The sequence below is a fragment of the Massilia sp. Soil_C_3 genome (genome assembly GCF_057657035.1).
Window position 1 is genome coordinate 37643 of the sequence record NZ_JBDGJG010000010.1, and the last position, 22803, is coordinate 60445.

23 protein-coding genes are annotated in these 22803 nt (G+C 64.6%); 11 read left to right on the forward strand and 12 right to left on the reverse strand.

Translation table 11 applies throughout. The features are described from left to right. Positions 1 to 91 precede the first annotated feature (91 nt). Complete coding sequence (locus tag AC3A6F_RS20605) at positions 92 to 1144, forward strand: S66 peptidase family protein (RefSeq protein WP_487684290.1); 1053 nt, start codon at positions 92 to 94, stop codon at positions 1142 to 1144. Here the strand turns inward: AC3A6F_RS20605 and AC3A6F_RS20610 are convergent. The 6 genes from AC3A6F_RS20610 to AC3A6F_RS20635 all read right to left on the reverse strand — a co-directional run bounded on the left by AC3A6F_RS20610 (position 1137) and on the right by AC3A6F_RS20635 (position 7493). Continuing rightward, positions 1137 to 1688, reverse strand: a complete 552-nt coding sequence (locus AC3A6F_RS20610) for an N-acetyltransferase family protein (protein ID WP_487684293.1) — start codon at positions 1686 to 1688, stop codon at positions 1137 to 1139. The two genes, AC3A6F_RS20605 and AC3A6F_RS20610, sit on opposite strands and share 8 nt — an antisense overlap. Then, complete coding sequence (locus tag AC3A6F_RS20615) at positions 1685 to 2812, reverse strand: acyl-CoA dehydrogenase family protein (protein WP_487684296.1); 1128 nt, start codon at positions 2810 to 2812, stop codon at positions 1685 to 1687. The genes AC3A6F_RS20610 and AC3A6F_RS20615 overlap by 4 nt, the downstream gene beginning before the upstream one ends. A 34-nt stretch (positions 2813 to 2846) precedes the next feature. Next, positions 2847 to 3515 (reverse strand): SDR family oxidoreductase, encoded by a 669-nt coding sequence (locus AC3A6F_RS20620; protein WP_487684299.1) that lies wholly within the window; start codon positions 3513 to 3515, stop codon positions 2847 to 2849. A gap of 91 nt (positions 3516 to 3606) precedes the next feature. Next, on the reverse strand, positions 3607 to 4806 hold the full coding sequence (locus AC3A6F_RS20625; protein ID WP_487684302.1) for an acetyl-CoA C-acyltransferase: 1200 nt from the start codon (positions 4804 to 4806) through the stop codon (positions 3607 to 3609). Positions 4807 to 4982: 176 nt separating this feature from the next. Next, positions 4983 to 6167 (reverse strand): isovaleryl-CoA dehydrogenase, encoded by a 1185-nt coding sequence (locus tag AC3A6F_RS20630; RefSeq protein WP_487684305.1) that lies wholly within the window; start codon positions 6165 to 6167, stop codon positions 4983 to 4985. Positions 6168 to 7088: 921 nt separating this feature from the next. Then, entirely contained in the window at positions 7089 to 7493 is a 405-nt protein-coding gene (locus AC3A6F_RS20635; RefSeq protein ID WP_123070192.1) for a MerR family transcriptional regulator, read from the reverse strand. A 136-nt stretch (positions 7494 to 7629) separates the two neighbouring features. Here AC3A6F_RS20635 and AC3A6F_RS20640 point away from each other — a divergent pair, with 136 nt between their 5' ends. The 3 genes from AC3A6F_RS20640 to AC3A6F_RS20650 all read left to right on the forward strand — a co-directional run bounded on the left by AC3A6F_RS20640 (position 7630) and on the right by AC3A6F_RS20650 (position 9677). Then, a complete protein-coding gene (locus tag AC3A6F_RS20640) occupies positions 7630 to 8682 on the forward strand; it encodes an MBL fold metallo-hydrolase (protein ID WP_487684310.1) in 1053 nt (350 codons plus the stop codon). 277 nt (positions 8683 to 8959) lie between these two features. Continuing rightward, positions 8960 to 9379, forward strand: coding sequence for a hypothetical protein (locus tag AC3A6F_RS20645; RefSeq protein ID WP_320474592.1), 420 nt, complete (start codon positions 8960 to 8962; stop codon positions 9377 to 9379). A 127-nt stretch (positions 9380 to 9506) separates the two neighbouring features. Continuing rightward, the gene (locus AC3A6F_RS20650; RefSeq protein ID WP_320474591.1) at positions 9507 to 9677 is read left to right on the forward strand and encodes a hypothetical protein; all 171 of its coding nucleotides are present in this window, start codon (positions 9507 to 9509) and stop codon (positions 9675 to 9677) included. A gap of 31 nt (positions 9678 to 9708) precedes the next feature. Here AC3A6F_RS20650 and AC3A6F_RS20655 read toward each other — a convergent pair whose 3' ends face one another. Further along, a complete protein-coding gene (locus AC3A6F_RS20655; protein ID WP_487684315.1) occupies positions 9709 to 10296 on the reverse strand; it encodes a UbiX family flavin prenyltransferase in 588 nt (195 codons plus the stop codon). 4 nt (positions 10297 to 10300) lie between these two features. Further along, positions 10301 to 10615 carry a Grx4 family monothiol glutaredoxin gene (gene grxD, locus AC3A6F_RS20660; RefSeq protein WP_123070195.1) on the reverse strand — a complete coding sequence of 105 codons (315 nt, stop codon included), beginning with the start codon at positions 10613 to 10615 and terminating at the stop codon, positions 10301 to 10303. A 131-nt stretch (positions 10616 to 10746) separates the two neighbouring features. Between grxD and AC3A6F_RS20665 the strand changes: the two genes are divergently transcribed. Next, entirely contained in the window at positions 10747 to 11058 is a 312-nt protein-coding gene (locus tag AC3A6F_RS20665; protein ID WP_487684319.1) for a hypothetical protein, read from the forward strand. Between the two features lie 61 nt (positions 11059 to 11119). Continuing rightward, positions 11120 to 11407, forward strand: coding sequence for a hypothetical protein (locus tag AC3A6F_RS20670; RefSeq protein WP_487684321.1), 288 nt, complete (start codon positions 11120 to 11122; stop codon positions 11405 to 11407). Here AC3A6F_RS20670 and AC3A6F_RS20675 read toward each other — a convergent pair. Both AC3A6F_RS20675 and AC3A6F_RS20680 read right to left on the reverse strand, forming a co-directional pair. Further along, positions 11388 to 11849 carry a GNAT family N-acetyltransferase gene (locus tag AC3A6F_RS20675; protein WP_487684324.1) on the reverse strand — a complete coding sequence of 154 codons (462 nt, stop codon included), beginning with the start codon at positions 11847 to 11849 and terminating at the stop codon, positions 11388 to 11390. The genes AC3A6F_RS20670 and AC3A6F_RS20675 overlap by 20 nt on opposite strands. Before the next feature lie 4 nt (positions 11850 to 11853). Beyond that, positions 11854 to 14208: a Tex family protein gene (locus AC3A6F_RS20680; protein WP_487684327.1), complete on the reverse strand. Its 2355-nt coding sequence runs from the start codon at positions 14206 to 14208 to the stop codon at positions 11854 to 11856. Positions 14209 to 14438: 230 nt separating this feature from the next. Here AC3A6F_RS20680 and AC3A6F_RS20685 point away from each other — a divergent pair, with 230 nt between their 5' ends. Further along, the gene (locus AC3A6F_RS20685) at positions 14439 to 17552 is read left to right on the forward strand and encodes a DEAD/DEAH box helicase (protein WP_487684330.1); all 3114 of its coding nucleotides are present in this window, start codon (positions 14439 to 14441) and stop codon (positions 17550 to 17552) included. A gap of 106 nt (positions 17553 to 17658) precedes the next feature. Here AC3A6F_RS20685 and AC3A6F_RS20690 read toward each other — a convergent pair whose 3' ends face one another. Further along, positions 17659 to 18585 carry a LysR family transcriptional regulator gene (locus AC3A6F_RS20690; RefSeq protein ID WP_487684333.1) on the reverse strand — a complete coding sequence of 309 codons (927 nt, stop codon included), beginning with the start codon at positions 18583 to 18585 and terminating at the stop codon, positions 17659 to 17661. Between the two features lie 100 nt (positions 18586 to 18685). Between AC3A6F_RS20690 and AC3A6F_RS20695 the strand changes: the two genes are divergently transcribed. Continuing rightward, a complete protein-coding gene (locus AC3A6F_RS20695; protein ID WP_487684336.1) occupies positions 18686 to 19432 on the forward strand; it encodes a sulfite exporter TauE/SafE family protein in 747 nt (248 codons plus the stop codon). Positions 19433 to 19495: 63 nt separating this feature from the next. Here AC3A6F_RS20695 and AC3A6F_RS20700 read toward each other — a convergent pair whose 3' ends face one another. Next, positions 19496 to 19744: a DUF3297 family protein gene (locus AC3A6F_RS20700; protein ID WP_123071180.1), complete on the reverse strand. Its 249-nt coding sequence runs from the start codon at positions 19742 to 19744 to the stop codon at positions 19496 to 19498. 197 nt (positions 19745 to 19941) lie between these two features. Here AC3A6F_RS20700 and AC3A6F_RS20705 point away from each other — a divergent pair, with 197 nt between their 5' ends. The 3 genes from AC3A6F_RS20705 (at position 19942) to AC3A6F_RS20715 (ending at position 22796) form a co-directional block, all read left to right on the forward strand. After that, positions 19942 to 21036 carry a sensor histidine kinase gene (locus AC3A6F_RS20705; protein ID WP_487684340.1) on the forward strand — a complete coding sequence of 365 codons (1095 nt, stop codon included), beginning with the start codon at positions 19942 to 19944 and terminating at the stop codon, positions 21034 to 21036. 113 nt (positions 21037 to 21149) lie between these two features. Then, positions 21150 to 21830, forward strand: a complete 681-nt coding sequence (locus AC3A6F_RS20710) for a response regulator transcription factor (protein ID WP_123071179.1) — start codon at positions 21150 to 21152, stop codon at positions 21828 to 21830. A gap of 255 nt (positions 21831 to 22085) precedes the next feature. Next, positions 22086 to 22796 (forward strand): transposase, encoded by a 711-nt coding sequence (locus AC3A6F_RS20715; RefSeq protein ID WP_487684342.1) that lies wholly within the window; start codon positions 22086 to 22088, stop codon positions 22794 to 22796. Positions 22797 to 22803: the final 7 nt, after the last annotated feature.

Here is a 22803-nt window from a genome sequence, read left to right on the forward strand (position 1 = left end):
TTCGGCCTCCCGGCGCGGGCTGTTTTTTTTCAGACCGTTCGCACGTAATCGGTAACCCGTAACCTTTGCACGACGTTGATTGAAGTAGCCTATGAAAATCAGCCGTCGCAGCTTCGGCGCCATCGCCGCCGCCTTGTCCCTGGCCTTGCCCGGCGTAGCCGCAGCGCGTACGCCTTCCTCACGTCCCATGAAAAAGCTTATCAAACCGCCCCGCCTGAAGCGCGGCGACACCGTCGGCCTGATCGCGCCCGGCGGCTACACCACCGACCGCGCCATCGAGAAGGCGGTGCGCAATATCGAGGCGCTGGGTTTCAAGGTCAAGACCGGCGCCTATCTGCGCGAGGTGTTCGGCAACTATGCGGGGTCAAGCCAGCAGCGCCTGGCCGACCTGCATGCGATGTTCCTCGACCCGGAAGTCAAAGCGATCTGGCCGATCCGCGGCGGCTCGGGCTGCATCTCGCTGGTATCAAGCCTCGACTACGACCTCATTCGCCGCAACCCCAAGGTCCTGGTCGGCTATTCCGACATCACGGCGCTGCACCTTGCGATCCTCAAGCAGACCGGCCTGGTGACCTTCCACGGCCCGGTGGCCTCGTCGACGATGACGCCGTACTCGCTTGACCACATGATGGCGGTGCTGACCGATCCGCAGGCCAGCTATACGATCCCGATGTCGCAGGAGAACGCGCAGCGCGCCGCGAGCGAGCCGCACTTCGGCGTTCACACCTTCACCCACGGCGTGGCGACCGGCCCGCTCATGGGCGGCAACCTGTCGCTGGTGGCGGCGCTGGCCGGCACGCCGTATGCGGCCGACATCAAGGACAGCATCCTGTTCCTGGAAGAGGTGAACGAAGCGCCATATCGGATCGACCGCTGGATGACCCAGCTCGACCTGGCCGGTGGATTCAAGAATGCGGCGGCGCTGGTGGTGGGCATCTGCGAGAACTGCGGGCCGGAGCACGAGGACATCTCGCTGACCCTGGAGCGCACGCTGGGGCTGCACCTGCATCCGCTGACGATTCCCGCGGTGTCGGGCTATTCGATCGGGCATATCCGCAACCAGTTCACGCTGCCGATGGGGATCCAGGCGCGCATCGATACGAAAGCGCAGACGATCACGCTGCTGGAGTCCGCCGTTACCTGACGCGCCGGCTCATCATGACCGAACCGTGCGACTGGCCATCGATGCGGTACAGGTCCGGCACGTCGCCGGTGACGGCGAAACCGGCGCGCTCGTACAGCCGGCGCGCCGCGTGATTCCCCGCCAGCACGTCGAGATCGACCCATTCCAGCGGTGGCGTGACGCCGGCCCAGGCCAGGGCTGTGTCGACCAGTTGCCGGCCCAGGCCAAAGCGCCGGTAGTCGCGGTGCACGCCCATGCCGAGCAGGGCCCGGTGAGCGGACTCCGGATCTGGCCGCGCCCGCAGGTCGACGTGGCCGGCGATCGCGCCGAGGCTGTCGAGCGCGATCCACATCTGGCGCCAGCCCGGCTGTCCGAATGGCACCGCAAAGCTGGCGGCGAACGAGGCCGCCTTCTCGGGCTTGAGCCGCGACTGCAGGCGCGATAGCGGCTGGAACAGCGGCATGCCATCGCGGCCGTTTTCCTGCAGCTGGTCGTCCAGGTAGATGAACAGCTGGGCCAGCCGTTCCGGCTCCAGCGGCGCAATGTGCAGGAGCGGCAGGCTCACAGCGCGCGCGCGATCAGGAGTTTCTGGATATCGCTGGTGCCTTCATAGATCTGGCACACGCGCACGTCGCGGTAGATGCGCTCGACCGGAAAGTCGGCCACGTAGCCGTAGCCGCCGAATACCTGCATCGCGCTCGACACCACGTTCTCGGCCATCTCGGAAGCGAACAGCTTGGCCATCGCCGCTTCCTTCAGGCAGGGCAGGCCCGCATCCTTCATCGCGGCGGCGTGCAGGATCAGCTGGCGCGCGGCCTCGATCTTCATCGCCATCTCGGCCAGGCGGAACTGCACCGCCTGGTGCTCGAAGATCGGCTTGCCGAAGCTCTCGCGCTCCTTCGCGTAGGCGAGGGCCGCCTCGTAGGCGGCGCGCGCCATGCCGACCGATTGCGAGGCGATGCCGATGCGGCCGCCCTCCAGCCCGGACAGGGCGATCTTGTAGCCCATGCCTTCCTCGCCGATCAGGTTCGCGGCCGGCACGCGGCAGTTATCGAACACGATCTGTGCGGTGTCCGACGAATGCTGGCCCATCTTGTGCTCGATGCCGGCCACGATGTAGCCCGGCGTATCGGTCGGCACCCAGAACGCGCTGATGCCCTTCTTGCCGGCAGCTTTATCGGTGACGGCCATGACGATGGCCACGTCGCCGTATTTGCCGCTGGTGATGAACTGCTTGGTGCCGTTGATGACGTAATGGTCGCCGTCGAGGGTAGCTGTGGTGCGCAGCGCCGCCGCATCGCTGCCGGTGTGCGGCTCGGTCAGGGCGAAGGCGCCCAGCAGCTCGCCCTGGGCCAGGGGACGCAGCCAGCGCTCCTTCTGTTCTTCGTTCGCATACATCATGGCGATGCTGCACACGGGGCAGTTGTTGACCGAGATGATGGTCGAGGTGCCGCCGTCGCCGGCCGCGATCTCCTCGAGCACCAGCGCCAGCGACACGTAGTCCAGGCCCGCGCCGCCATACTGCTCCGGCACTGCCACGCCGAAGGCGCCCAGGCCCGCCAGTTCCTTCAGTTCCTCTTTCGGGAAATGGTGTTCGCGGTCCCACCGCGCGGCGTTGGGGGCCAGGCGCTCCTGCGCAAAGCTGCGCAGGGCGTCGCGGATCATCTGGTGTTCTTCGCTCAGGATCATGGTGTCTCGTATGTTTTTTATGTGTGGGGATTGCCTACCAGGCGATGGCGGCGCCGTCGTGGTTCAGGAAGCTGCCGTTGGCGCTGGCGTCCACCCGGGCCAGGGTGGCGCGCATATCGCGCACGCTGTGCTCTGGCGTGAGGCTGGCGCCAGAGCCGCCCATATCGGTCTGGACCCAGCCCGGATGGAAGGCGACGCAGGTGACGCCTTGCGCGCCATAGGTGATCGACGCGTCCTTCAGCACCGAGTTGAGCGCTGCCTTGCTGGCGCGGTACAGCGTGCCTTCGGTGCCCGTGCGTTCGCCGATCGATCCCATGCGCGAGGAGACGACCGCCAGCTTGCCGCGCGTGTCGGCCAGCAGCGGTCCGATGACCGGGATCAGGCGCATCGCCGCGAGCACATTGGTGTGCATGACGGCGTCGAATTCGGGACCGGTCGGGAAGCTGCCGTGGGTCGGGCCGTAGACGCCGGCCACCAGCCAGGCGGCGTCGACCTGTTCATCGTCCAGGCGCCAGGCCAGCGCCGCGATCGAATCGGCCACCGTGACGTCGAGCTGGTGGGCCTCGGCGCCAAGATGGACCAGTTCATCGCAGTCTTCCTGCTTGCGCGCGGTGGCGATGACGCGCCAGCCCTCAAGCCGGTACTGGCGGACCATTTCGTGGCCGATGCCGCGCGAGGCGCCGATGATCAGTGCGGTTGGCATGATGAACTCCCTGTGAACGGTTGAATCCTCAATGTTCGCATGGTTTGTTCACCATGGTTGTTCAGCACTGCGGCGCACCGGTCGGACGGGATTACACCAGCTCGATCGCCATGGCGGTGGCTTCGCCGCCGCCGATGCACAGCGACGCCACGCCGCGCTTGCCGCCGTTGCGCTTCAACGCGCCGAGCAACGTGACGATGATGCGCGCGCCGGAAGCGCCGATCGGGTGGCCCAGCGCGCAGGCGCCGCCGTGGACGTTGACCTTGCTGTGCGGGATGTCGAGGTCGCGCATGGCGGCCATCGGCACCGCGGCGAAGGCTTCGTTGATCTCGAACAGGTCGACGTCGCCGGCCGTCCAGCCGGTCTTCTTGAACAGCTTGTGCATCGCGCCGATCGGGGCGGTGGTGAACAGGTTCGGCTCTTGCGCGTGGGTGGCGTGGCCCAGCACGCGCGCGATCGGGGTCAGGCCGAGTTCTTTCGCCTTCGATTCGCGCATCATCACCAATGCGGCGGCGCCGTCGTTGATCGACGACGACGAGGCGGCGGTCACGGTGCCATCCTTCTTGAATGCCGGCTTGAGCGTCGGGATCTTGTCGACCTTGGCCTTCTGCGGGCCTTCGTCCTTGTCGATCACGGTGTCGCCCGCGCGGCTGGCAACTAGGACCGGTGCGATTTCCCAGTCAAAGCCACCATCGGTGGCGGCGGCCTGGGCACGCTTGACCGAGGCGATCGCGAACGCGTCCTGTTCCTCGCGCGTGAACTGGTAGGTGGCCACGCACTCTTCGGCGAAAGTGCCCATCGAGCGGCCTTCGCCGGTTTTCTCGTTGCGCGAGTAGGCGTCTTCGAGGCCGTCGAGCATCATGTGGTCGAACATCGGCGCGTGGCCGATGCGATAGCCGCCGCGCGCCTTCGGGATCAGGTAGGGCGCACCCGTCATCGACTCCATGCCGCCGGCGACCACGATGTCGGCGCTGCCGGCCACCAGCTGGTCGTGGGCGAAGATGGCGGCCTGCATCGCCGAACCGCACATCTTGGACAGCGTGACGGCGCCGGTCGACATCGGCAGGCCGGCCTTGATCAGCGCCTGGCGCGCCGGGGCCTGGCCCTGGCCGGCCATCAGGCAGTTGCCGAAGTAGACGTGCTCGACCGCATCAGGGGCGACGCCGGCGCGCTCGACCGCCGCCTTGATCGCCACCGCGCCGAGGTCGCTCGCGGTCTTGGAAGAAAAATCGCCCTGGAAGGCGCCCATCGGGGTGCGCGCTGCGCCGACGATGACGACTGGATCGTTCATGATGTGTCTCCGAAAAGTGGTGGTGTTCGTTTAACCGGTAAACGATGCTCCGTCGTTCCCGCGGAGGCGGGAACCCAAGTTATTCGCGTCCTGGTAGCGTTTGATGTCGCTGGCCTGTTTGAGCACTTGGGTTCCCGCCTGCGCGGGAACGACGTACTGACGCTAACAAAAATAATTTACGCCGTCTCGCCAAACAGCTCGCGGCCGATCAGCATGCGGCGGATTTCGCTGGTGCCGGCGCCGATCTCGTACAGCTTGGCGTCGCGCCACAGGCGGCCGACCGGGTATTCATTGATGTAGCCGTTGCCGCCCAGGGTCTGGATCGCTTCGCCCGCCATCCAGGTGGCCTTTTCGGCGCTGTACAGGATGGCGCCGGCGGCGTCCTTGCGCAGGGCGCGCACCTGTTCTGGCATCGTGGCGCGGTCGCAGGCCTGGCCCACCGCATACACATACGCGCGGCAAGCCATCATGGTCGAATACATGTCGGCGATTTTGCCCTGCATCAGCTGGAACTCTCCGATCGCCTGGCCGAACTGCTTGCGGTCGTGGATATACGGCACCACGACGTCCATGCAGGCCGACATGATGCCCAGCGGGCCGCCGGACAGCACGGTGCGCTCGAAATCGAGGCCCGACATCAGAACGTTGACGCCCTTGCCGACGCCGCCCAGCACGTTTTCCACAGGCACTTCGCAATCCTGGAACACCAGTTCGCCGGTGTGCGAGCCGCGCATGCCCAGCTTGTCCAGTTTCTGGGCAACCGAGAATCCCTTGCATCCTTTTTCGATCAGGAAGGCGGTCATGCCGCGCGCACCTGCCTCGAGGTCGGTCTTGGCGTACACCACCAGGGTGTCGGCGTCCGGACCGTTGGTGATCCACATCTTGCTGCCGTTCAGCAAATAGCGGTCGCCCTTGAGGTCGGCGCGCAGCTTCATGCTGACCACGTCGGAACCGGCGTTCGGCTCGGACATCGCCAGCGCGCCGACGTGCTCGCCCGAGATCAGCTTGGGCAGGTATTTGCGCTTCTGTTCCTCGTTGCCGTTGCGCTTGATCTGGTTGACGCACAGGTTCGAGTGGGCGCCGTAGGACAGGCCGACCGAGGCCGAGGCGCGCGAGATTTCTTCCATCGCGACGATGTGGGCCAGGTAACCCATATTGGCGCCGCCGTATTCCTCGCTGACGGTGATGCCCAGCAGGCCCAGTTCGCCCATCTTCTTCCACAAGTCCATCGGGAACTGATCGCTGCGGTCGATTTCAGCCGCGCGCGGGGCGATTTCGCTCGCCGCGAACTGTTGGACTGCTTCGCGCAGCGCGGCGATGTCGTCGCCATGGTCAAAGGTCAAGCCTGGGAGATGCAGCATGTCGTCCTCACGGTGAACGGTGGTTGGGCAGGTGGAGCCAGTGAACGAATATCATACTCGCCTGTTACGTTAACGTAAACGTAAAGTGAGGTCGGCTACGACAGCCTCTTCAACCGGCGACAACGCTGCCGTATCAGGATAGACGTCATGCTGATGAGGATGACAATAAAAGCATGTCACCAAGCATAAACGTTTGATTATCGGCTGGTGAAGCAAATAGCGGTTCTACGATTCTTAAAAGGCATAAAAAGAATAGAATAGATTGATGTATGCTAAATGTTGTATTTGCACCATAAGCTAGCCACCAGCTGATCTTTGTTGTTATCCTCGGAAAACACACTTAGCCTCTGTCGTCGGGGATAAAAAAATAAAGATTTTCGCTGGAAATATTTAATTTGTTTTTCGGCGCTGGATTGGCGCCCAGGCGGATCGAAAGCAATGCGCGCAACAGGCCTTAGGCATGGTCCGAACCATGCCGCAGTCCGGGTGCCGAACAAGAGGAAATAACCGGAAGGAGGTCGAGGAAACTCTGTCGCATATAGATTCTGATAGTTGCCAACCATAGCTGGAGACAAACCATGAAAACGCTACTGCTTATACTATTGCTGTCAACGAGTGCCACCTTTGCGTTCGCCAGTACGGCACATTACGAATTAAAGGTTTGGCAGAGCAATAATCAGAATCTCAAGAGTATCGGGAAGTATGCGACATTGGGTCAATGCCGGACGGCGCTCGCCGAGTTCCGGAAGACCAATTCGGGATGGATGGGGGGATGCTTCAATATCTAGCCGGCGATATCGTTTCGGCCCCGCAATCGGGACCTGATCCAGGCATGCATTTAATCCGCATGGCGCCGATCGCCATTGCGGATTGAATGTCTTCGTGTCTGCAGGCCTTGCCACCGACATGGCAAGGCGAACTTCACGCCACGTCGCGCGCCGTCTCGTCCTCGCTCAGCAGGCGACGGCATTCTTCCTCATGGGCCGAAATCTCTTCCAGCGCCATCTCGATATCGGCGCGCTGCTGCTCCAGGGTCAGGCGCTGCTGGGCCAGCACGCCCAGGAAGCGGTTGATCTGGGCCACGGTATCCCGCGGCGACTCATACATGTCGACGATGCTCTTAATTTCGGACAGGGTCAGGCCGAGGCGCTTGCCGCGCAGGGTCAGTTTCAGGCGGGTGCGGTCGCGCGGGGTGTACACACGGTTGCGTCCGCCCACGCCCTCGCGCTTGGGGCTGAGCAGGCCCTGGTCTTCATAAAAACGGATCGCCCTTGCGGTGATATCGAATTCGCGAGCCAGTTCGGCGATGGTATAGGTAGTGGGCATGGGTGTCGAGGCGGTTGGGAAACGTTCGCGGGTATCGCTTGGAATCGAAAAATGATACTGTGATTGCCGTTTACGTTAACTGTCAGTTTCGCCACATTGTAGCGCGGTCCTCCGACCCGGAAAACGAAAGATTGCCATGAATGCCCTCGAAGCCCAGCTGGATTATCCATTTGGCGACACCATCCCCGCTCCCGGCGCCGTGCACGAGGTCGTGCCGGGCCTGCGCTGGGCGCGCATGCCGTTGCCGTTTGCGCTGGACCATATCAATGTGTGGCTGCTGGACGACGAACTCGAGGAACGGCGCGGCTGGAGCCTGGTCGATACCGGCGCCGGCACCGATGCCACCCGCGCCGCCTGGGAACAGGTCCTGGCGCAAGGCCTGGACGGTCAACCCCTGGTGCGCGTGATCGCGACCCATTGCCATCCCGACCACGTCGGCCTGGCCGGCTGGCTGAGCGCGCGCTCCGGGGCGCCGTTCTGGACTACCACCGGCGAGTTCGGCTTCATGCGCATGATGGCGGCGGCGCTGCCCGGCGTGGACGGGCCGTCGGCCATTCCCCATTTCGAGCGCCACGGCCTGGTCGATGCGGCGATGCTGGACCAGATGCGCAGCCGCCGCAATTACTATCCTTCGCTGGTGCCGTCGGTACCGGAAGCCTATACCCGGCTGCAGGACGGCCAGCTCGTCACGATCGGCGGCCAGGCGTGGCGCGTGATCACCGGCTTCGGCCACTCGCCGGAACACGCCTCGCTCTACTGCGCGGCGCTCAACGTACTGGTCTCGGGCGATATGGTGTTGCCGCGCATCTCGACCAATGTCTCGGTGTTCGCGGTCGAGCCCGAGGGCAATCCGCTCCAGCTGTATCTCGATTCGCTGTCGAAGTTCGCCGACCTGCCCGGGGACGTGCTGGTGCTGCCGTCGCACGGCAAGCCCTTCCGCGGCCTGCACACCCGTATCGCCCAGCTGCGCGAGCACCACGTGGCGCGCCTGGCCGAGGTGATCGAGGCCTGCGCCACGCCACGCTCGGCGACCGACATCGTGCCGATCATGTTCCGGCGGCCGCTCGACGCGCACCAGCTCAGTTTTGCGCTGGGCGAGGCTCTCGCCCACCTGCACAAGCTCTGGCGTGACGGTCATTTATGTCGGGTAATTACTAACGACGGCGTGGTGAGATTTCAACAAATCTAACACGCGATTTGTAACAATAGGATACAATTTTTTTGGCACGCTCATTCCAGTCATCCTGACTAAGTAATGGTGCGTACACTCATTCATTTCGAATAATAGAATATTTCGCGAGAATCCTACTTCGCTGGGTTGCTGTTGGGTATTAGTTGCAATGAGCGTAAAAACTCTTAAAAAACCACATCATTGTTACATTTTAGTTGTATGATTTGGACCCTATGGCTTCTCATCCACAAGGGAGAGGTAGCCGCCCGTCCAGTCTCAACAACCCAGTATCACGATGAATTCAACGAATGAACGGGAGAGCTTCAGTGAGCGACTGCAGCAGGCGCTGAAGAACGCACACTACTCTCCCGACAGCCCGACCCGCCTCGCCCGAGAATTTAATATCCGCTTCGAAGGCCGTCCGATCACGGTCCACGCCGCCCGCAAATGGCTGGTAGGCGAAGCCATCCCCACCCAGGAAAAGCTGCGCATGATCGCCCAATGGCTGGGCGTGCCGGCCGACTGGCTGCGCTTCGGCGGCGCCGAACAGGCCGCCAGCCTTGACGCCGCCAACGGTGGTGGCGCCCGCTTCGAATCGGCCGATGTCAAGCTGATCGCCGACCTGCAACGCCTGGATGAACATCACCGCCAGCTGGCGCGTGAGTTCATCCGCATGCTGGTGCGCATGAATCACCAGAAACCAGAAGCGAAGTAAGCCGGCTTCCCCCGGGCTTGCACTTTTCGTCATGCCGGGCCGCACAAACGGCCGCAGCTGGGTCATAATCTGTTCAGGTGGCAGCATGTTCGCCACCGCCCCAGGACCACCCAGGAGCAGCTGACGCATGCGAAACAACTACGCCAATACCGCCCAGCTCAAGGATTTGATGACGGCGCCGCCCATGACGGCAGCGCGTCATGCCGAGGTCATGCGAGAACGCAACGCCCGGCGACGAATGCTTGAAGAGGCGCGCGAGTTGAAGAAGTCCGAAGACAAATACGACGACAAACGCTGAACGCGTGCGCCGGCAGGACGCTGGCGCGCGTTCAGGCGTCTTGTTCGCCCTTCATGCCGCCCCAGCGGGCGGCTTGGGTATTCTCTATCCCTAATAAATCCACGACACGGTCCACCGTGTGCTCGACCATGTCCGCAATCGTCGCCGGCCGGTGATAGAAGCTTGGCAGGGGAGGGAAGATAATGCCGCCCATTTCGGTCACGGCCGTCATATTGCGCAAGTGGGCCAGGTTGAAGGGCGTTTCGCGCACCATCAGGACCAGGCGCCGGCGTTCCTTCAGGATCACGTCGGCCGCGCGTGTCACAAGGTTATCAGAAAAACCATGGGCCACCGCCGCCAGCGTCTTCATCGAACAGGGGGCGATCACCATGCCGTCGGTCTGGAACGAGCCGCTGGCGATCGAGGCGCCGACGTCGCGGTTGCGATGGACGACGTGGGCCAGCGCTTCGACGTCGCGCCGCTGCAGGCCGAGTTCCTGGTGCAGGGTGAGGGAAGCGGCGTCGGAAACGACCAGGTGGGTCTCGACGCCCGGGGTGGTGTGCAGCCGCCGCAGCAGCTGCACGCCATAGGCCGCGCCGGTCGCGCCGGTGATGGCGATGACGATCCGACGCGCGGCCATGCGATCAGCCGTTTTTCAGCAGGGCCTGCAGTTCGCCGGAGTCGTACATCTCGTTCATGATGTCGGTGCCGCCGATGAACTCGCCGTTCACGTACAGCTGTGGCACGGTTGGCCAGTTCGAGAAGTCCTTGATGCCCTGGCGCACTTCAGGGTCGTCCAGCACATTGACGGTGGCAACGTTGTCAACGCCGCAGGCCTTCAGGATCTGGATGGCGCGGCCCGAGAAGCCGCACTGCGGGAACTGGGCGGTGCCCTTCATGAACAGCACGACCGGGGTGGAGGTCACGGTTTCTTTGATCCAGGTTTGCACGTCGCTCATTTGATTCTGCCTTTGAAGAAAAGGAATAAGTAGATGGCGACATTCTATAAGAAATCGATGTGCGAAGCATGGCCGTCGGCAGCCGGTCGTCTGCGGTATCATCGACCAGTTCAAGATTACCAAGAAACACGATGAAGACGTTTGCTACCTTGCCCCCCGTGGCCATGTGGGCGTTCGCGGCCGTGCTCGGTCTGCCCGCCTTGTTCGATATCGCCACCGCCCTCTCTCGCGGCTGGTTCGCCGGTATCTTCTTCGCGCTAGGGCCCCTGATGATGGCGCTGTACCTGGCCTGGTGCGCGTTGCAGCGCCGGGCAGGCCGCGCGGCGCTGCTGGAGTCGCCGCGCGTCACCCTGATCGGCTACATCTGCTTCGGCGCCTTCGTCGGCAGCTTCCTGGTGAAGATCATGACCCAGGGCTCGACCCTGCGACTGCCCGGGATGTGACGGCATGCAGCCGGCATTGCGGTATGATCGTCCGGTTTGTCATTCGATAATTGGAGTAGAGATGCAGCAACCCCGCCCGCGCGTACCATCGCCGAACATGAACTTCGTGATCGCCGCCCTGCTGGGCATTCCCGGCCTGCTGAACATCTATAGTGGCATCACGCGCTCCAGCGTGGGTGACATCCTGTCCGGCCTGGCGGCCCTGGTGTATGCCGTGCTGCTGGTGCGCGACGCCCTGCACATCAAGAAGACCGGCCTGCCGGCCATCCCGCAGGCGCGCATGCTCCTGATCGGCTTCGGCTGCCTGACGGTCTACCTGATCGGCATGTTCATGAAGCACAGCGGATAAACGTTTTTCCCAGGCAGATCGAGACGGCGCGGCCGACGTAGCGGCCGTAGGGCGATACCTCGGCGTAGCCGTGCCGTTCGTAGAAGCCGACCGCGCGCAGGTTCACGCGCCGGGTCGACAGCCATAGCGCGCCATAACCGTAACTGGCGGCCAGCCGTTCCAGCTCAGCGAGGATAGCCGCGCCGGCCCCGCTGCCGGGGCGCGCATACATCCGCTTGATTTCACCCACCCCTTCTTCGAGCGGACGCAGCGCGCCGCAGCCGACCGCGGCGCCTTGCGTGTCATAGGCGATCACGAAGACCGCGCCGGCCCCCCGGCAATCCTGCGGATCGAACGACGAGGCGCCGCTGTCGCCCGTGATCGCTGCCAGCGTCGTATCGAGTTCCGCGACCAGTCGCCGTGCGTCAGGGTTGTCGGGATCGACGCTGGCCAGCCGCAGCATCCGCTTATTTTGCGCGCAGCTTGGCAAATGCGTCCGCCATCGCATTATTGGACTGCGGCGCCGAACGTTCCTGGCGCCCGTTCTGGGCCACGCGCTTGGCGTCCGTGCGGTCGGCGCGCTGTTCCGGCCGCGAACCGGCCTGCGGCGCGCTGTCCGACAGGCGCATGGTCAGCGCGATGCGCTTGCGCTTGGGATCCACTTCGAGCACCTTGACCTTGACCACCTGGCCGGCCTTGACCACCGTGTGCGGATCCTTCACGAAGGTGTTCGACAGCGCCGAGATGTGGACCAGCCCATCCTGGTGCACGCCGATGTCCACGAAGGCGCCGAAGGCCGCGACATTGGTCACGACGCCTTCCAGGATCATGTCCGGACGCAGGTCCGAGATCTCTTCCACGCCTTCCTTGAAGGTGGCGGTGGTGAATTCCGGACGCGGGTCGCGGCCCGGTTTTTCCAGTTCCTTCAGGATGTCGCTGACGGTCGGCACGCCGAATTTGTCGTCCGCGTACTTCGACGGATTCAAACCCTTGAGCAGCCCGGCGTCGCCGATCACGGCCTTCATGTCGCGCTTGACGTCGGCCAGGATTTTTTCGACCACCGGATACGATTCCGGGTGCACCGCCGATGCGTCCAGCGGATTGGCGCCGTTCACCACGCGCAAAAAGCCCGCCGCCTGCTCGAAGGTCTTGTCGCCCAACCGGGGAACCTTTTTCAGCGCCGCGCGCGAGGCGAAGGCGCCGTTGGCGTCGCGGTAGGCCACGATGCCCTGGGCCACCGTGTTCGACAGGCCCGAGACCCGCGCCAGCAGCGGCGCCGAGGCGGTGTTCACGTCCACGCCCACGGCATTCACGCAATCCTCGACCACCGCGTCGAGCGAGCGCGCGAGCTGGGTCTGCGACACGTCGTGCTGGTACTGGCCGACGCCGATCGACTTCGGATCGATCTTGACCAGTTCGGCCAGCGGATCCTGCAGGCGGCGCGCGATCGAGACCGCGCCGCGCAGCGACACGTCCATGTCGGGCAGTTCGCGCGAGGCGAACTCCGAGGCCGAATAGACCGAGGCGCCCGCCTCGGACACCACGATCTTGGTCAGCTTGAGTTCCTGGTTTTGCTTGATCAGGTCTTGCGCCAGCTTGTCGGTCTCGCGCGAGCCGGTGCCGTTGCCGATCGAGATCAGCGACACATTGTGCTTCGCTGCCAGCTGGCCCAGCGTGTGCAGCGCGCCATGCCAGTCGTTGCGCGGCTGGTGCGGATAGACGGTGGCGGTATCGACCACCTTGCCGGTGGCGTCGACCACGGCCACTTTCACGCCGGTGCGCAGGCCCGGATCGAGGCCCATGGTGGCGCGCTGGCCGGCCGGCGCCGCCAGCAGCAGTGCTTTCAGGTTGCGCGCGAAGACGCCGATCGCGTCCTGCTCCGCCTTGTCGCGCAGGGCGCCCATCAACTCGGTATCCAGGTGCATGAAGCTTTTTACGCGCCAGGTCCAGCGCGCGGTGTCCTGCAGCCACTTGTCGGCCGGGCGGCCTTGCGTCTTGATGCCGAAGCGCGCCGCGATGCGGCCCTCGCACGGGTTCAGCGGCGCATCCCACTTCGGCTTCTCGGGTTCCGAATCCAGGCGCAGGGAGACGTCCAGCACGCCCTCGCGGCGGCCGCGCAACAGGGCCAGCGCGCGGTGCGACGGCACGGCGGCGAGGGGCTCGTTGTAGTCGAAGTAGTCGGCGAATTTTTCGCCCTCGTCTTGTTTGCCGGCGACGACCTTCGATTCGACCACGCCGTGGTCCTGCACGTACTCGCGCAGCGATTGCAGCAGTTCGGCATCCTCGGCAAAACGCTCCATCAGGATCTGGCGCGCGCCGTCCAGGGCGGCCTTGGTGTCCGCCACGCCGGGATTGGCGCCGCCGTCGGCATTGGTGAATGCCTCGCGCAGGTATTCACCAGCGACTTGTTCCGGGTTCAGGGTTGGATCGGCCAGCAGGGCCTCGGCCAGCGGCGCCAGGCCGGCCTCGATCGCGATCTGGGCCTTGGTGCGGCGCTTCTGCTTGTAGGGCAGGTACAGGTCTTCGAGGCGGGTTTTGTCTTCCGCCATGGCGATGGCCTGCATCAGCTCGGGCGTCATCTTGTTCTGTTCCGTGATCGACGCGACGATTGCGGCGCGCCGGTCTTCGAGTTCGCGCAGGTAGCGCAGGCGTTCTTCGAGCAGGCGCAGCTGGATGTCGTCGAGGCCGCCCGTGGCCTCCTTGCGGTAGCGCGCGATGAAGGGCACGGTGGCGCCTTCGTCGAGCAAGGCGATGGCGGCGGCCACCTGGGCCGGGCGGGCGGCGAGTTCTTGGGCGAGGCGTTGTTCGATGGAGGGCAGCATGTCTGAATCGTTGTATCGGTGACCAAGCGGTCAATGATACGCCCTCATCGACGATGCGCCAGTCTTGACAGCGTGTCGCGGACATGAGAGAACAACCGGTTGACGTGTAAGCGTGCGCATTGCGCACGGATGAGATTTGTCCGCTACGTGCGATTCCGAACAAAACGGAAGTGTTCGTATGCGAGATAATGCCGTTTATTGCCTTTTTTGATACGCAGCCACGAGACCCAATGACCACAGTCGATTATCTTCGCGAGAAAGCCAGCGACGCACCTCCGGTCCGCGCCCCCGCACGTTCCCCGGCCCTTCCGGCGCCGGTGGTGAGCTGGCTGCAACGGGTCGAGGCCGCGGCCCACCCCCAGCCGAAGCTGACCGATGAAGTCGTCGACCCCAAGGCCGCGCAATACAAATTCGTCTACGTCATGGCGCCCACCAGCGGCGGCCGCCACGTCGCGCTATGCCTGTGCAAGGCGCGCCTGCGTCCGAACGGCGACGTGGCCGCGGCCAGCCCGGTCAGCGAAGTGTTCTCGCTGCTGTCGGCGCCCCCCAGCTACCTCGAAGGCGACGATGTCGACCTGGTGCGCTTCTTCATCGCCATGCGCAGCGGGTCGGCCCAGGGCACCAGCGCCACCGAACCCAAAGGCAAAGTGGGCGCGATCCTGCTGCAGATGCTGCTCGACCAGGGCAAGCTGCTGTGGGCGAACTCGTGGTCCGACATGGCCAGCGGCCTGGTCTACCCGCTGCAGGGCGGCCCGACCCGTCTGGCCAGCCTGGCCTGGCGCGACGAAGGCCGCGTGTCCAAGCTCGGATGGTCGGTGGAGCCGGTCGGTGGCGCCGCCACCCACAGCGCGGCCGACCAGATCGACTACATGCTGCCGACCGATCCGCCGTGGTACATCGACAACCTGTCCTGCGGGCCGCTCGAACTCAATCGCGGCGGCATCGACATCTCGCTGGCCGAACTGCAGGCCCTGGTGGCGCAAGCCCCGGCCCTGACCGGCACCGATAAAAAACGCGTCTCGCAGCTGCTGCTGGCCCACGGCCTGCAGGGGCTGATGCCATTGCCGCAGCCGCTCACCCAGCGCCTGCGCAATGATGTAAAACCGATTCCGCACCTGCTGCTCGATGCCGTGCAGCTGGCCGACGGCAACGTCACGCGCTGGCAAGACTTCGCCGTGCTGGCCTTCGACTACGACGGCCAGCGCGTCTCGTTCGACCCCTCGCAGCGCGTGGTGCGCCAGATCGGCGACCTTACCGAAATCATCGAACGCGACCCGAAGGCCGAGAGCGACGCCCTGGATAAGCTGGGCGAGATCGGCTTTCGCAAGCCGGCCACCGCCCCGTTCAACGCCATGGCCGGCGCGCTGCAGCTCGAAAGCCAGGCGCACTGGCTGCGCTTTGCCGAGAACGACGTCGACGCGCTGTCCGACGCTGGCTGGCACCTGCAGAAATCGAACAAGTACCGGTACGACGTCGTCCCGGTCGAAGACTGGTATGCCGATATCGACGAACCGGCCGAAGCAGGCAATGCCTGGTTCGAGCTGGAGCTGGGCATCGTGGTGGCGAAGAAGCGCGTGCCGCTGCTGCCGGTGCTGGTGCAGCTGATCCGCAGCGCGCCGCTCGAATTCGACCCGGCCGTGCTGGCCGCCCATGCCGAAGCCGACCAGATGCTGGCCGTCCTGCCTGACGGCGTGCGCGTGGCGTTGCCGTGGGGCCGCCTCAAGCCGATCCTCGCCACCCTGGGCGAGCTGTATTTCAACGACAAGATCAAGGGCAAGCTGCGCCTGTCCACGCTGGACGCGGCGCGCCTCGAAGAACTGGCGCGCGGCGTCGAGCTGCGCTGGACCGGCGGCGAACGCCTGCGCGAGACCGGCCGCAAGCTGAGCCAGTTCGGGGCCGTGAAGAAGGTCGAGGCGCCTGCCGGCTTGCAGGCCACCTTGCGCGACTACCAGCTCGACGGCCTGTCGTGGATGCAGTTCCTGCGCGAGTACGACCTGGGCGGCATCCTGGCCGACGACATGGGTCTCGGCAAGACGGTGCAGACGCTGGCCCACATCCTCACCGAGAAAGAAGCCGGCCGCCTCACCAGCCCGGCCCTGGTGATCGCCCCGACCAGCCTGATGGCCAACTGGTTCGACGAAGCCGCGCGCTTCGCGCCGAGCCTCAAGGTGCTGCTCCTGCAGGGCAAGGAGCGCATGGACCAGTTCGACCAGATCGACGGCGCCGACATCGTCCTGACCACCTATGCGCTGCTGCCGCGCGATGAAGAAGAACTGCGCAAGCACCACTACCACCTGGTGATCCTGGACGAATCGCACTACATCAAGAACACCCGCTCCAAGGCGGCGCAGACGGCCGGCTCGCTCGACGCCAGCCATCGCCTGTGCCTGTCGGGCACCCCGCTCGAGAACCACCTGGGCGAGCTGTGGTCGCAGTTCCACTTCCTGCTCCCGGGCCTCCTGGGCGACGAGAAGACCTTCAACACGCAGTTCCGCCATCCGATCGAGCGGCAAGATGACCCGGTGCGCCGCACGCTGCTGAACCGCCGCATCCGTCCCTTCCTGCTGCGCCGTACGAAAGACCACGTGGCCAAGGAACTGCCAGAGAAGACCGAGATGGTGCGCCGCATCGAGCTGTCCGGCCCGCAGCGCGACCTGTACGAGACCGTGCGCCTGGCGATGGACAAGAAGGTGCGCGACGAGATCGACCGCAAGGGCGTGGCGCGCAGCCAGATCGTCATCCTCGAGGCGCTGCTCAAGCTGCGCCAGGTCTGCTGCGATCCGCGCCTGGTCAAGTCGATGCCGTCCAAGAAGAACACGGCGGCGGTGTCGGCCAAGCTGACCGACTTGATGCAGATGGTCGAAGACCTGCTGGGCGAAGGCCGCAAGATCCTCGTGTTCTCGCAGTTCACCAGCATGCTCGGCCTGATCGAGGAAGAACTCGATGCGCGCAACATCCCGTACGCCATCCTCACCGGCGAGACGCGCGACCGCTCGGCCCAGGTGGCGGCCTTCCAGCAAGGTGCGGTGCCGATCTTCCTGATCAGCCTGAAAGCCGGCGGCGTGGGCCTCAATCTCACCGCGGCCGATACCGTGATCCACTACGACCCGTGGTGGAACCCGGCGGCCGAAAATCAAGCGACCGACCGCGCCTGGCGCATCGGGCAAGACAAGCCGGTATTCGTGTACAAGCTGATCGCGAAAGGCACGCTGGAAGAAAAAATCCAGCTGCTGCAGCAGAAGAAGTCCGAACTGGCGCAGTCGATCCTGTCCGAAGGCGAGTCGCAGAAGATGGCGCTGACGCAGGAAGACCTGCAAGCGATCTTCGCTCCGCTGGATGACTGATCCGCTACCCCTTCACCGTAACGCATGCACGTCGTTCCCGCGCAGGCGGGAACCCAAGTTTGCAGGCACTCCACTATATTCGAAGTAAGTGGCAATGCTAGGGAGCTTAGGTTCCCGCCTGCGCGGGAACGACGTGCTTATGCAGCAGGCGGCGTTCACCAAGGTGAGTGAACAGGCTGCGCATCGGCGACGACAAATCATCCCAGTCCTTCCAGCACAGGCATAGCTGGCGCCGCGCCCACGGTTCGTCGAGCGCGATCGTGCGCAAGCCGTGGCGGCGCCGGTTGCGGCTGGCCACGTTCTGCGGCACGATCCCGATGCCCACGCCATGCCCCACCATCTCGCATAATCCCGTGAACGTCGTCATTCGGATGCGCAGCGCCAGCGCGCGTCCGGCGTCCATGGCCTGGGCGTCGATATAGTCCTGCAAGGCGCTGCCATGCGTCAGCCCGACGAAGGCTTCATGCAGCACGTCCGCCAGGCGCAGCGCGTTCGCTGCCGCCAGCCGGTGAGTCGGCGCCATGATCAGCACCAGGTGGTCGCGTTCGACCGGCTGCAGGTGCAGGCCCGGCGCCTCGACCGCATCCGACACCACGCCCGCCTCGACCAGTCCGGCCGCGATCGCGCGCACGATGTCGGCACTGGTGCGCTCCTTCAGTTCGACGTGCAGGCGCGGCCGCTCGGCCAGCCAGGGCGCCAGCCGGCGCGGCAGGAATTCGGCCAGCGCGGCGGTATTGGCATGCAGGTGCAGCGTGCCCTGGGCGCCCAGCGCGAAGTCGCGCAGCTCGCCTTTGAGCAGCGCCTGCTGGCGCAGGATGAGGCGTGCGTGGTGGGCCAGCGCCTCGCCGGCCTGGGTGGCGACCACGCCACGCGGATGGCGTTCGAACAGCGTCACGCCGGCATCGAGTTCGATGCTGCGCAGCCGCTCGCTGGCCGACGCCAGCGCCAGGTTGGCGCGCGCGGCGCCGGCCGAGATGCTGCCGGCGTCGAGGATGCAAAGGAACAGCTGCAGGTCGGCCAGGTCGAGGCGCATGGGATGCCCTTCATAGTCTTTCGCTGCCTTCGGAGAGACCGAAGGCAACGACGTGAAAACCGCATTGTGCCGGGCCTGGCGCGCTGATTCAATACGCGTCATGAACGAATCTACCTTCCTGCTGGCCATCCTGGCCGCGACTTTCCTGGCCGCGGGCCTGGTCAAGGGCGTCACCGGCATGGGCCTGCCCACGGTCGCCATGGGCCTGCTGGGCATGGCCATGACGCCGGCCGCCGCCGCGGCGCTGCTGGTGCTGCCGTCCTTCGTGACCAACGTCCTGCAGATGAAGGCGGGACCGGGCGTTCTCCGGCTGGTGGCGCGCCTGTGGCCGATGCTGCTGGGGACCGTGGTCGGCACGGCCGGCGGCGTGGTGCTGCTGGCGCGGGTCGATCCGCAGACTGCGAGCCTGGCGCTGGGCCTGACCCTGATCCTGTACGCCGGCTATGCGCTGGCGGCGCCGAGCCCGGCGCTGCCGCCGCGGCATGAGACCTGGCTGGGGCCGGTGGTGGGCGTGGCGACGGGACTGGTCACCGGCGCCACCGGGGTGTTCGTGGTGCCGGCCGTGCCCTATCTGCAGGCGCTGCGGCTGGACAAGGATGAACTGGTGCAGGCGCTCGGCCTGTCGTTCACCGTATCGACCGTGGCGCTGGCCATCGGCCTGGCGACCCACGGCGCCTTCGCATTCGAGCAACTGGGCCTGTCGGCGCTGGCCATCGCGCCGGCGCTGCTGGGAATGTGGCTGGGGCAGGCGATCCGGGCGCGCATCAGCGCCAAACGCTTCAGGCAGTGCTTCCTGGCGTTCCTGATCGGACTGGGGCTGGAGCTGGCGTCGCGCTCGCTCGCCTGAGCGCTGGCGGGGAAGGGAAGCGGCGCGAGGCCGCGTGAAAAAGGGCCGCATGCGGCCCTTGAATCATTTGTAGAAAGCTTCGACCTTGCCCTTGAGCTTGATGAGCATCGGCTTGCCCTTGCGATCGAGGGTCTTGCCGGCGGCGACCTTGATCCAGCCTTCGCTGAGACAATATTCTTCGACGTCGTAACGATCCTTGTCGTTGAAGCGAATGCCGATCTCGTGCTGGAACACGTCGCGGTTATGGAAAGGGCTGCTCGGGTCGATCGACAGCCGGTCTGGGAGCGGGGGGAGGGTTGCGGTATCGTTCATGGTGCGCGAATTATCCCTCAACTACCATCTGCGTGGCGCATTTGTTTATAACCCGCTTAAGCTAACACCTGCTGTTCAATATCTATTCGCGCAGATCATGAAATGGATCTTGCCGATATAGTTCACAAATATTGTTGCACAGCTATATACTTGGCGGTAAACCTCGAACACTTGCCAGTTGGTTAAGAAAGATCCCGATGACGTCCAGTCCCGATACCGCCGCCCAGTCCTCCGTGCAGGGGCGCCAAGACGACGAGGCCTTGCCGGCGCGGCAGTACCGTGAGATCGCCGAACTGGGCGGCGACGTGGCCTTCGCCATTGCGCTGCCGGCGCGCCGCCTTGCGTACCTCAGTCCCGCCTTCGGCGCGCTGAGCGGCTTCGACCGCGCGGCGCTGCAGCGGGCGCTCGACGGCGACGGCGTCTCGCCCCTGGCGCCGCTCGCGGCCTGGCTGCGCGAGGCGGCCGGCGGCGAGCCCGGCGCGCGCAGCCAGCGCGAATTCGACCTGTTCGACGCCGAAGGCCGGCCGCTTGCGCTGGAAGGCCTGGCCACGGTGTCGGCCGATGCTGCACCGACCCTGGTCGGGCAGCTGCGCGACCTGTCGGCGCGGCGCGGCCATCAAAGCGAGCAGAAGCGCTTTGCCAGCATGCTCAACCACGAATTCCGCACCCCGCTGGCCACCATCGACGGCGCCATCCAGCGCCTCGAGGCGACGTCGAGCCACGCCGACGAGCCCACGCGCACGCGCTACCGCAAGATCGGCGCCGCGGTCGACCGCCTGATCGGGATGCTCGACGAATACCTGTCGCCGGACCGCATGACCGCGCTCGGCCGCGCGCGCCAGCCGAACACGATCACCGTGAGCGACCTGGTGGAAAGCGGCGCCACCCAGATCCGCGCGGCCGGCCGCGAAGCCGTGCTGCGGCTCGAGGAGCTTCCACTGACCCTGCGCGGGGAGCCGGAAGGCCTGCGGCTGGCGCTCAAGGTCTTGATCGACAATGCGCTGGCGTTTTCGCCGCCGTCGGCGCCCGTGATCCTGCGTGCGCGGCGCAGCGGCGGCGGGGTCGAACTGGCGGTGATCGACGGCGGCGCCGGCGTGCCGCCGGAAGACATGGCGCGGGTGTTCGACAAGGGCTACCGCGGCCGCAACGCCGCCGGCCTGCCCGGCAGCGGCCTCGGTTTGTACATGGCGCGCTCGATCGTCGAGGTGCATGGCGGCGTGCTGAGTCTGGCGCCGGGAGCGGAAGGCGCAGGCGCCGAATTCCGCCTGTGGATGCCTGCTTTGGCATTGTAGAGGAACAACTCCTTGCTTCAGGCAGCCTCAGCAACGATAATCGGACCGCGACCCGGCAAGGATAACGCTACCATTGGTATCATCATCGGGTTAAAGAATAATATGGCCAAGGCATGACGCAGATACTGATTGTTGAAGACAATGGCGAATACGCCGACGACATGGCCGAGTTCCTGAAGGAGCTCGACCACGACGTGACGATCGCCAGGACCGCCAGCGAAATGTGGGCGGCGCTGACGCGCACCCCGGCCGCGGTGGTCGTGCTCGACCTTGGCTTGCCGGACGAGGACGGTTTCAATGTGATTCCGCGCATGCGCCAGCTGTATCCCGAGATCGGCCTGCTGGTGCTGACGGGCCGGGTGGCGTTCGACCACCGCATCCTGGGTCTGCGCCTGGGCGCCGACCATTATTTGACCAAGCCGATCAAGTTCCCCGAACTGGCGGCCCACATCGAAGCCTTGGACCGCCGCGTGCGTCCACCCGATCCGGCCCCGACCCCGAGCAAGTGGACCCTGCGCGTGAGCGCGCGCCAGCTCGAGCTGATGGGCAAGGTGATTGACCTGACCGAAAAAGAGTGCAATTTCCTGCACCTGTTGACGATCAACACCCGCCCGGTGCCGCGCCACGTGATCGTGGCCGGGATGGGCGGCGAAGACCCGGACGCCAGCCGCCGGGTCGACATGCTGGTCTACCGCCTGCGCAAGAAAGCCCGTTCCGGCCTCGGCCAGGACCTCCCCCTGCGCAGCGCCTACGGCGAAGGCTATAGCCTCTCCGCCGGCTTCACCCTCTCATAATTAGGGTCAGTGTAGAATTGTTGGCCAATAGCCACTCAGACAATTAGGGTCAGAGTAGAATTATTGGCCAATTTCTTTGATGATCTTGCCATTTTTACTCAGATTTGCGCAAAATTGCTTGGCTTTTATTGCTCCGGACTTGTTTGTCCAATAAATGGGGACAGAGTCAGCATAGTTTTGCCGCGGCTTGCGATTAATTAGGGACAGAGTCGATTTCTATTGTAGAATCGCCTGCTCAACATTTGAGCAGACGCCATGGCACGCCAACCACGACTCATCGTCCCCGAGCAACCGCACCACGTCATCCAGCGCGGCAATAACCGTCAGGTGATCTTTCGCGAGGATGCCGACTACCAGCGCTTCCTGGTGTGGCTCAAGGAAGGCGCCAAGTTCTACGACGTGGCGATCCACTCCTACGTCCTGATGCCGAACCACCTGCATCTGCTGGCCACGCCCAGCGACGCCACCGGCCTGGCGCTGATGATGCAAAAGGTGGGCCGGCTCTACGTTCCCTGGTTCAATCACAAGTACGAGCGCAGCGGCGGCCTGTTCGAAGGGCGTTTTCGCACCTCGCTGATCGATTCGGACCGCTATTTCATGACCTGCAGCCGCTACATCGAGCTCAATCCGGTGCGCGCACAGCTCACGGTGGCGCCGGAGAACTATCCCTGGTCCAGCTACGCCCACCACGCCGGCATCCGCACCGACACCCTGGTCGCCGACCATCCGCTGTTCTGGGCACTGGGCAACACGCCGTTCCAGCGCGAGGCGGCCTATATCGACATGGTTCGGCAAGGCCTCAGCACGGAAGAGGTCGATTTCATCACGATCGCCATCCTCAAGAACCAGCCCCTCGGCTCGCTCACCTTCAAGACCGAGCTCGAACGTAAAACGCAACGGCAGATCTTGCCGGCCAAGCGCGGACGCCCCTTCAATCCACCACTTCCGCCGCTTTCAGCAGCCTGAATCGCAC